The following is a 10,871-nucleotide window of genomic DNA, read 5'->3' on the forward strand; positions in this document are numbered from 1 at the left end:
ATAAAGCAGGAAGAACCAGATAAAGCAGGAAGAACCCCGATAAAATAGTATAATCATCAAAAAAAAGCGCTACTTCCCGAAGGAGGTGGCGCTTTACTTTATTACTAATCTGTACCAATATCATCTGATCAGGTACATCTGTTTTAATTCAGTTTTATCTCATCCACGAAAATAAAGGCTCTGTTCCCTTTTCCCGGATGCCAGTCCGGCATAACCGAAGGTCTCACCGTTACCTTAAAGTAGCGTGCCGTCACCGGCTCAAATGAAAGGTTGTGGGTAGAGATATCTGACCAGTGTCCGTCTTTCTCATCTGCAATCTTAAGGGCCGACACCTCTGCAAAGATTTTGTTATCATCTGAAGATTCAATGATGATCTCAGAAGCATCAAAAATCCAGTCGCCTGTTACTACAGCGTTGCATACCTCAAGCGATGAGACTTCTGTAGGCTCCAGCATGTCAATTACAGCAATCAGATCCTCTCCCTGGAAACCTATCCACCTTCCGGTACGATAGTTAGTGCTGTTACCGTTAAGCCCGTCGACAAGCATCCCGGCGCCCGAGTACTCGTAACTTCCTGCAGGGGTAGTAAGCAACTGGGCCGGTTTAAAGCTCGACTTGCTGAGGGTGATGTTTTCTTTGAATACCTTGCTGTCTTTTACTCCTTCACGAATGGCTACTGCTCTAAGTTCCGCATTTTCCCTGATGGAGAATTTATCTTCGTACTTCGTGGAAGAGACGGTAGGGTCGCTGCCATCAAGCGTGTAGAATACCGGAGCATTGTCAATGGTGGAGAACTCAACGTCAAGGGCGTTATTGTCGAAGTTGGGAGTGAGCGATGCCTGTACATCGTAAACATGAGTAGCATAGTTATAACCAAGCTTTTCGTATAGCGACAACAGCTGAGGCAGCCTGGTAAGGAACTGTTCATAGTTCTTTTGTCCGGGCTGCATCCACTGTACTTCACACATTGCAGCCAGTCGCGGCAGAGTCATATACTCAACATGCGATGGTTCTCTGATATATTCCGTCCACAAGTTGGCCTGTGGTCCTAATATATGCATTTTCTGATCATCTGTCAACGTGTTGGGCGCAGGCTCAAAGCTATAAACCTGTTCAAGAGGCAGGAAACCGCCGATAGCAAGAGGCTCATCACTAGTGTCCTGTGTCTGATAATAGTCGAAATAACAGTAAGTGGTGGGGGTCATGATCACATCGTGACCCATCTGTGCTGCCTGTATTCCTCCTCCCATTCCGCGCCACGACATAACGGTGGCGTTGGGAGCAAGCTCACCCTCAAGTATCTCATCCCAGCCGATAATGCTGCGGCCGTGATCGTTAAGGAATTTCTCCACGCGAGCAGTAACATAACTCTGTAGGTAGTGTTCGGCAGTATGTCCGTCACGGTCTTTCAAACCCAGCTCTCTGATACGTGTCTGACAGTCGGGGCATTTTTCCCAGCGTACTTTTGGTGCTTCGTCACCACCTATATGAATATACTTTGATGGGAAGATCTCCATTACCTCTGCCAGCACCGCCTCAAGGAAGGCGAAAGTCTCTTCTTTTCCGGGGCATAGCACATCGTCGAAGACACCCCATTCACGTGATACCTCATACGGGCCACCAGTACAACCTAACTCGGGATAGGCTGCCAGCGCGGCTAGCATATGACCGGGCAGGTCCACCTCGGGGATTATTGTAATATAACGTTCTTCGGCGTATTTCACTATCTCTTTCAGCTCATCCTTGGTATAGAAGCCCCCGTGAGGGGTGCCGTCATATTTACCGGTGTTTTTGCCTATCACTGTCTCTTTCCGCATGGAACCGATCTCGGTAAGCTTCGGGTATGATTCTATTTCAATTCTCCATCCCTGGTCTTCTGTCAGGTGCCAGTGAAAGCGGTTGATGTTGTGCAATGCCAGGAGATCGATATACTTTTTCACAAACTCCGCTGGCTGGAAATGGCGTGCCACATCCAGCATCATTCCGCGATATGCAAATCGTGGAGCATCGTTGATGGTTACCGGCGAATACGATACGGTTCTCTGTTTTTCAACAGGCGTGGATTTTCGCAATGTCTGTATACCGTAAAATACAGCTGCTTCGGAAGCACCATTTATTCGTATGGCCTGGTTGTCTATAGTAATCTCATAGGCTTCGGAATTTTCATGGTTCAGCCCCGTAGAAAGGACTATGGCGTTCTGATCGGCAGGAGCTGATGTAACAGCAGGTTTAATCCCGGTGGATATCTCCAGGTAATCTGCCAGAAACTCTGCGTTTCTCTGCATTTTTTCATTTCCTTCGGGGTATACAATCTTTGTCGATCCTGAAAGAGTGAACGGTGTGCCTTCAGTAATAGCAATTTCTCCGGGCAGAGGAACCACGTTGTAATTCACTTCAGCCTGGCTGCTGCTACCGGTATTACACGATGTCATACAGCAGATGGATGCAATAAGCATACTTAATTTAATTATTCTCTTCATTTTTCTTTTTTAATTTGTTTGACTTTATCTTAGTACTTTTTTCAGTTCCAGCAATGTATTTTTAACAATCCCGGCGCCTGTGATCTCTTGCGCGTATTCGTTTATTACGACGGTTTTACCACCCATTTTAACATCGGGGTTCCTGTAAACCATTTTGCTTTCTATCTGCTCACGCGCGGAGAGATGAAATTCTTTAGCTCCGGTCTCTTTTGCAATCTTTGCAATATTTTGCGCATTAACGCCGCTCCCTGGCATGATGACAATGCGGCCGGCGGCTTTTTCCACTAGTTGTTTCAGTAGAGGAATGCCTTGTTCAGCTTTGGGTTGCTGGCCGGAAGTGAGGACTCTATCACAGCCTAAAGATACTATTTTTTCGAGACTTTCAAAAGGATCCCGGCACATGTCGAATGCCCTGTGAAAGGTGATGCTCATCCCGCTTGCGGCATCAATAAGCTCCTTATTACGTTTCATATCTACTTCACCTTCAGCTGTCAGACAGCCTATTACCACACCGTCGGCGCCCAGCTTACGGGCTATCTCAATATCCTTGAGCATGATCCTCTGCTCAAGGGCGGAGTATAGAAAATCACCTCCCCGGGGACGGATGATTACGTTTAGTTTGATATCGAGCAGTTCGCGTGCCAGGGCTATATCACCGTAAGAGGGCGTTGTCCCCCCCTCGGGAATGGCTGCACATAGCTCTACACGGTAAGCGCCACCTTTTTGTGCTTCAACGCAACTGGCTACCGAGTTGGCGCATATCTCTAGTTTATAATCTGACATGTTTGTATTGAATTTCACGTAGTTCTAATTTTGTTAAACTAAATTTATTGCGAAACCAACAGCCCGGTAAAAGTATTGAAACGCCATGTAATCCATTAATTAACAGCAAAACAAACCCACCCAAAACCCAGTAGCACTTTCGCTGATTGTCAGGAGTTTAAAAAATAATTACCGAAGCATTGGCAAAATGATATTGCAAATGTAATAATATTAACAACAAAATTAAACCTTTTCAAAAAAATCAGTTGTTCCTTGTCGACCGTTACAATATTGTACAGCCTTAGAAAATATTAGATAATAGGATGATATAAAGCATAATGAGTGGCCCTATAGTGAACAGATTTACAATTATATAAATTAAAAATTTATATTATATAACATTTTGAGTAATTATGCCTGATAATTATTTTCACTACCTTTACATCATAAAACATATATATGACTTAAATTTAGCTTTAAATGGAGAAATTTAAGCATGCGAAACTAAAATCAAATTTTAATGAAAAAGTATTTTGTTCTTTCACTACTTCTAGTTTTATTCTCGTGTAAACAAAAAGAGGGTACTCAGGTAGAATTAAACCTCATTCCCAAGCCCAATAATACTGAATTTGGTAAGGGAAATCTTAATATCTCAAGTGGGTTTAATGCTGTGACAAAAAATATTGATACCGAATCAGCAGAGATACTATTAACTTTCTTAAAAAACAGTGTAACAATATCTCCTTCAGGTAAGAAACTGCAATTGGTGATGGAGAACCCAAGCGAATTACCTGCTCCGCATGAGTCTTACATGTTGACAGTAAATAGTGATGGTGTGTTGATTTCGGCTTCGAGCGAAGCTGGACTGTTTTACGGAATCCAATCGCTCCTGCAGATGGTTGAAAACAGGACCAGCATCCCTTTCGTGAAAATCGAAGATGCTCCGCGTTTCAGCTACAGAGGGGCTATGATCGATTGTTCGCGTCACTTTGTATCGCTCGATTTTCTCAAGAAACAAATCGACCTGATGGCATACTATAAGTTAAACCGTTTTCACTGGCATTTGACCGATGGGCCTGGATGGCGTATAGAAATCAAAAAATATCCCGAACTTACAGGTATTGCAGCCTGGCGAACGCACGCCACATGGAAAGAGTGGTGGGACTCGGAACGAATATATCTGCCTGAAGGCACACCAGGTGCTTATGGCGGTTATTATACACAAGACGAAGCACGGGAGCTTGTACGCTATGCTGCTGAACGACATATCACCGTGATCCCCGAGATAGAGATGCCGGGTCATTCCGAAGAGGTGCTGGCTGTTTATCCGCATCTTTCGTGTACTGGAAAACCATATACAAGCAGCGAGTTTTGCATAGGGAACGATCAAACGTTTGAGTTCCTGGAAAACGTGTTGACTGAAGTTATCGATATCTTTCCGTCGGAATTTATTCATGTGGGTGGCGATGAAGCCAGTCGCGAACATTGGAAAAAATGCCCTGAATGCCAGGCGCGGATAAAAGCCGAAGGCCTGAAAGATGAAGCCGGATTGCAAAGCTATCTTATAAAGCGCATAGAGAAGTTTTTGAATTCAAAAGGGCGAAAACTGCTGGGTTGGGACGAGATTCTCGATGGAGGATTGGCACCAGATGCTACCGTGATGTCGTGGCGTGGCGAGCAAGGCGGGATTACTGCTGCGCAAAGTGGGCACGATGCTGTGATGACGCCAGGCGAATTTTGTTATTTCGATGCTTATCAGGCAAATCCCGGAACTCAACCCGAGGCCATAGGCGGTTTCTTGCCCATAGAAAAAGTATATTCCTACGATCCTGTCCCGGCTGCTCTTTCGGCCGAAGAGGCGAAACATATATTAGGTGTACAAGCCAACTTATGGGCTGAATATATTCCTACGGAACAACATGTTGAATATATGCTTTACCCACGCTTGCTTGCTTTGGCAGAAGTGGCATGGACACAGCCCGGGAACAAATCGTGGACAGATTTCCGTACACGTGTAAACAGTGCTATACCCGTGTTGCAGCAAAAGGGTTATAACCCGTTTACATTATCCAACGAAGTGGATTTTTCACACGATACCGATTCCGTGGAAAATGCCATTACCGTAACACTTTCCACAGAAAAAGCGCCGGCGGATATACGTTATACCACCGACGGATCACTGCCCGATGCTCAGTCGCCTGTTTATAGCGGCCCTGTTCAGGTGCCTGATTCTGTCATTGTTACTGCACAGTTGTTCGACGGTGAAAAGCCATCAGGCCCCGCTGTAACACGCCGGTTCGACTACCATAAGGCTATCGGGAAACCGGTCTTTTACAATATCCCTGTTAATCCTTACTATGCTGCCGGGGGCGAAAAAGCCCTGGTAAACGGTTTGACCGGTGGATTATCTCATGGCGACGGTCGTTGGCAGGGATTTATGACCAATGGAATGGATGTAACCATAGACCTGGGAAGTACGCAGTCCGTTTATTCTGTCAATGCACGGTTTATGCAGAGTATTGGCCCGTGGATATGGTTTCCCAAAGAGGTGGTAATTGCAGTGTCTGACGATAACAAAATGTTTACTGAATTATCGCGTATCAAAAACAGCGTATCTGAAAAGGAGGCCGGAACGCTGTTCCAGAATTTCGGATGGCAGGGAGCTGCAAGAGGTCGATACATCCGTTACAAAGCCATAGCGAACGGAATAAAAGGCGGCTGGGTTTTTCTCGATGAGATAGTCGTTTGGTAAGTTCAAGGGGGAACAACGTTTTGTTCTTCCATTTGTCGTGTGTAGATAAGATCCGTTGTATGCCAAGAACAAATGATTACTGAAACACCTGCGGCTGATTGAGTATGATTGCAACCGAGGTAAGTCTATCTCCCCAATCCATTACGACTGATATGTGCACCGTCTCTGTGTGTAGTGACAATATGCGTTGCCACTTAGGCGAACTTCTTTTTTTGACAGTCTGTGCCGGTAATTGAGCTCCAAAAACCATGGCGAACAAGAGCAGGAAAATTTTACATTTGAGGTGGTCGATGGTGATGAATGTTACGAGTTCACTTGGGTGGGGAAGAAGCAATCCATCATTGAGGGGAACCATCCTATTCGCAAAACAGTTCGACCCGGTAAGGAGGAGATCAAGGACTGGAACACTACCGAGAACCTTTATATAGAAGGCGACAATCTCGATGTGTTAAAGCTCCTGCAAAACCCCTACCTGAACAAGGTGAAGATGATCTATATCGATCCCCCTTACAATACCGGGAACGATTTTGTCTACCGTGACAATTTTAAAGTCACGAAAGAGGATTACGAGGAGGATTTGGGTCTGTTCGATGAAGAGGAAAACGATAGCTTCGGCACGGAAATCTTCATCGAGCCAACCCTGAAAGGAAAGCTTGGTGTAAATGCAATTCCGGCAAGGTAAGGGAAACATAAAAGTTGAAGAATGATTTACTGATATCGAAACTTTTACCGAGCAGCTGACAGTTATATAAATGCAGATAAATTTTGTTTTATAAAAAACGGCCTGCATATTACATTTTTTGTAAAAAAATCACTATTTTTGTTAGATATCGTGACGTGAATATCGCCATGAAAAAATTAAAGTTATGAGAATTGCCTTAGATAGTAAATTACCGAATTATCCTGAGTTCAGGGAGGGGATTCGTCGTGCACCCGACCGTGGTTTTTCACTCTCGCCATCGCAAACGGAAATTTCATTGAGAAACGCCTTGCGTTATATTCCCTCTGGACTGCATGAACAGATGGCTCCTGAGTTTCTTGATGAACTGAAAACACGTGGCAGGATTTATGGATACCGCTATCGTCCCGAAGGTGACCTGAAAGCAAAACCTGTTGATGAGTATGAAGGTAGATGCCTGGAAGGAAAAGCGTTTCAGGTAATGATTGACAATAACCTCTCTTTCGATATCGCGCTATATCCCTATGAACTGGTCACCTACGGCGAAACAGGCCAAGTATGCCAGAACTGGATGCAGTATAGGCTGATAAAAAAATATCTGGAGGTGATGACACAGGAGCAGACTCTGGTGGTGGAGAGCGGCCATCCGCTGGGATTATTTAAATCGAGACCCGATGCGCCGAGGGTAATAATTACCAACTCGTTGATGATAGGGCTGTTTGATAACCAGGCCGACTGGGATATCGCTGCTCAGATGGGGGTGGCAAACTACGGACAGATGACTGCCGGCGGATGGATGTATATTGGTCCCCAGGGCATTGTACATGGTACGTTCAACACATTGCTTAACGCGGGGAGGTTGAAACTGGGAATAACTCCGGATAGTGATCTCAGAGGGCATCTGTTCGTATCGTCTGGTTTGGGAGGTATGAGCGGAGCACAACCCAAAGCGGCCGATATAGCCGGAGCCGTTTCCATTATTGCCGAGGTGGATGGGTCGCGTATAGAAACACGACGGCAACAGGGGTGGGTGCAGCGAGTAACAGCTGAGAAACAACAGGCATTTGACTGGGCGAATGGAGCAATAAGACGGAAGGAACCACTGTCGATTGCTTACTATGGAAATATTGTTGATCTGCTGGAATATGCGGAGAGAGAGATAATCGATATAGAGTTGCTTAGCGATCAGACTTCTTGCCATGAACCATACACAGGAGGTTACTGTCCTGCCGGCATAACCTTTGAAGAGCGTACCAGCCTGCTGCACGAGGATAGAGACAAATTCAGAAAACTGGTTGATGATTCGCTTCGCCGCCACTTTAATGTTATAAGTAAGTTAGTTGCCCGTGGAACATACTTTTTTGATTATGGTAACTCTTTTATGAAGGCGATCTACGATGCAGGCGTTAAGGAGATATCAAGAAACGGGGTTGATGAGAAAGATGGCTTTATCTGGCCATCATATGTGGAGGATATAATGGGACCAGAGCTGTTCGATTATGGCTATGGCCCATTCCGATGGGTATGCCTTAGCGGGAAGCACGAGGATCTGGTTAAAACCGACATGGTAGCAATGGAGTGCATCGACCCCGGCCGGCGTGGACAGGATCGTGACAACTGGTTATGGATACGCGATGCGGAGAAACATAAGCTGGTGGTTGGTACCCAGGCTCGCATACTTTATCAGGATGCCGAGGGACGGCAGAAGATAGCACTGCGATTCAATGAAATGGTACGTAACGGCGAAATAGGACCTGTGATGCTGGGGCGCGATCACCATGACGTGAGCGGTACAGACTCGCCTTTCCGTGAGACAGCCAACATAAAGGATGGCAGCAACGTGATGGCCGACATGGCGGTGCAGTGCTTCGCAGGTAATGCGGCGCGCGGCATGAGCTTGGTGGCTCTACATAACGGCGGCGGAGTGGGCATCGGTAAAGCTATCAACGGCGGCTTCGGCATGGTGTGCGATGGTAGCACGCGGGTTGACGAGATCCTCCGTTCCGCAATGATTTGGGATGTGATGGGTGGCGTGGCTCGCCGTGCCTGGGCACGCAACGAGCATGCAATTACCACTGCTCGTGAGTTTAATAGGATTTATCCGGAGAACTATCATATAACAGAACCCTTTTTAGTTGATGAAGATATAATCAGGAAGTATGTTTCTCATAAGTAATGAACGGCTTATCTTTCATATTTTTAAATCGGAAAAGGCGGATAACAAAAAAATAAGCAATATCATTTTAGTTAACTTTGTTTTATAGGAATAACAATTATGAATAAAATCGTGGAATGTGTTCCCAACTTTAGTGAGGGACGCGACAGACAGAAAGTGGAAAAAATAGCGGACCTCTTCCGGGGAAGAGAGAAAGTGAAACTGCTGGATTATAGCAGTGATGCCGACCATAACCGATCGGTAGTAACTGTTGTTGGGGAGCCGGAGGCATTGAAAACTGCAGTTATTGAAGCAATAGGGAAAGCAGTGGAGCTGATTGATCTTCAAAGGCATCAGGGGCAGCACCCTCGTATGGGAGCCGCTGATGTGGTGCCGTTTATCCCTATTAAAAACGTAACTATGAATGAGGCGGTGGCTCTGTCTAAGGAGGTAGCGGAGGCAGTGGCAGAACGTTACAACCTTCCGGTATATCTATATGAGAAATCGGCTTCGGCATCTCATCGTGAAAATTTGGCGAATGTTCGCAGGGGCGAGTTTGAAGGACTGGTAGAGAAAATGAAAAAACAGGAATGGAAGCCCGACTTTGGTCCTACAGAACCTCACCCTACAGCAGGAGCAGTTGCTATCGGTGCCCGCATGCCGCTGGTGGCTTACAACGTTAACCTGGGGACCAATAACCTGGAGATTGCTGAGGCTATCAGCAGGAAGGTGCGCCATATTGGAGGCGGACTGCGTTTCTGCAAGGCGATGGGTGTTGCACTGCACGATCGGGGTATCACACAGGTATCGATGAACCTGACCGACTACACCAAAACGGCTATTTACCGCGCCCATGAGATGGTGCGCATGGAAGCTAAACGGTATGGTGTTCCGGTGGTGGGCGGAGAGGTAATAGGACTGGTGCCTATGGAGGCTCTGATTGATTCGGCAGCTTATTACCTTGGCCTTGAGAATTTCTCCGTCAACCAGGTGTTGGAAACAAAGCTGATGGAATAGTTGAAATTTTTGCAATTTGAATTGGCTTTTGAATAAAGGCATAAACCAGGGGTATCACGAAAAGCTATAACTGATGAATAACCTGATTATAAAAAATGCAGAGCAGGTGGTTACTTGCAGCGGTTTCGCGGGGAAGCAAGGAAGGGAAATGTCCGATTTACATGTTATTGAAAACGGTACGGTGATAGTGACAGATGGCCTGATCTCTCATATCCTGAAAGCAGGAGAGACTCTTCCGGTAAATGAACAGGATTACAGGGTTATTGACGCAACAGGCAAAGCGCTGTTGCCGGGGTTTATCGATCCTCATACACATTTTATCTTTGGAGGATACCGGGAGGAAGAGTTCTCATGGCGGATGAGGGGCGATAGCTACATGGAGATAATGGAACGGGGAGGTGGCATTGTAAAGACTACAAATGCCACCCGTGAAGCGACGGAAGAGGAGCTGATGGAGACGGGCAGGCAGAGGCTTGATGCAATGATGCGGCTTGGAATCACCACCGTAGAGGGAAAGAGCGGCTATGGGCTGGACAAAGATACCGAACTTAAGCAACTCCGCGTGATGCATCGTCTCAACGAAACCCATCCGGTGGATATTGTTTCAACCTTTATGGGTGCACATGCTATCCCCGCCGAATGGCAGGGGAGGGAGGAAGATTATATAGATTTTAATATTAACGAAATGTTCCCACTTGTGGTGAAGGGGGAACTGGCCGAAGCGGTGGATATTTTCTGCGAAAAGGGGGTTTTCGCTATCGCCCAATCGCGCCGCTATCTGACAGCCGCCAGAGAGCAAGGGCTTAAGATAAAGATACATGCCGATGAGATAACTCCTCTCGGAGGTGCAGAGCTGGCGGCGGAGTTGCGTTGCCTGTCGGCTGACCATCTGCTGCAAGCTTCCGATGAGGGAATACGTGCCATGGCTGAGAAAGGTGTAGTGGCAACATTATTACCTCTTACTGCTTTTTCGTTGCGGGAAAAATATGCTCGTGCTCGCGAAATGATTGACGCGGGATGCATAGT

The 10,871-nt window shown here is 46.3% G+C and carries 7 protein-coding genes; 5 read left to right on the top strand and 2 right to left on the bottom strand.

Going from position 1 to position 10,871, the window contains the following annotated elements:
• Positions 1-143: 143 nt before the first annotated feature.
• Together B3B27_RS10090 and B3B27_RS10095 are read right to left on the bottom strand one after the other, a co-directional pair.
• Positions 144-2,480 (bottom strand): glycoside hydrolase family 20 protein, encoded by a 2,337-nt coding sequence (locus B3B27_RS10090; protein WP_238866936.1) that lies wholly within the window; start codon positions 2,478-2,480, stop codon positions 144-146.
• Positions 2,481-2,504: 24 nt separating this feature from the next.
• The gene (locus tag B3B27_RS10095; RefSeq protein WP_286847372.1) at positions 2,505-3,263 is read right to left on the bottom strand and encodes a copper homeostasis protein CutC; all 759 of its coding nucleotides are present in this window, start codon (positions 3,261-3,263) and stop codon (positions 2,505-2,507) included.
• Positions 3,264-3,762: 499 nt separating this feature from the next.
• Between B3B27_RS10095 and B3B27_RS10100 the strand changes: the two genes are divergently transcribed.
• The 5 genes from B3B27_RS10100 to hutI all read left to right on the top strand — a co-directional run.
• Positions 3,763-5,994, top strand: a complete 2,232-nt coding sequence (locus tag B3B27_RS10100) for a family 20 glycosylhydrolase (RefSeq protein ID WP_238866934.1) — start codon at positions 3,763-3,765, stop codon at positions 5,992-5,994.
• Positions 5,995-6,226: 232 nt separating this feature from the next.
• Positions 6,227-6,676, top strand: a complete 450-nt coding sequence (locus B3B27_RS10105) for a hypothetical protein (protein WP_286847373.1) — start codon at positions 6,227-6,229, stop codon at positions 6,674-6,676.
• A 184-nt stretch (positions 6,677-6,860) separates the two neighbouring features.
• Positions 6,861-8,849 (top strand): urocanate hydratase, encoded by a 1,989-nt coding sequence (locus B3B27_RS10110; protein ID WP_238866896.1) that lies wholly within the window; start codon positions 6,861-6,863, stop codon positions 8,847-8,849.
• A gap of 99 nt (positions 8,850-8,948) precedes the next feature.
• The gene (gene ftcD, locus B3B27_RS10115) at positions 8,949-9,845 is read left to right on the top strand and encodes a glutamate formimidoyltransferase (protein WP_238866894.1); all 897 of its coding nucleotides are present in this window, start codon (positions 8,949-8,951) and stop codon (positions 9,843-9,845) included.
• A 73-nt stretch (positions 9,846-9,918) separates the two neighbouring features.
• On the top strand, positions 9,919-10,871 hold a 953-nt coding region (hutI, locus tag B3B27_RS10120), incomplete at its 3' end, for an imidazolonepropionase (protein WP_286847374.1).

It is taken from the genome of Proteiniphilum sp. UBA5463 (assembly GCF_002427225.1).
Taxonomy (GTDB): domain Bacteria; phylum Bacteroidota; class Bacteroidia; order Bacteroidales; family Dysgonomonadaceae; genus Proteiniphilum; species Proteiniphilum propionicum.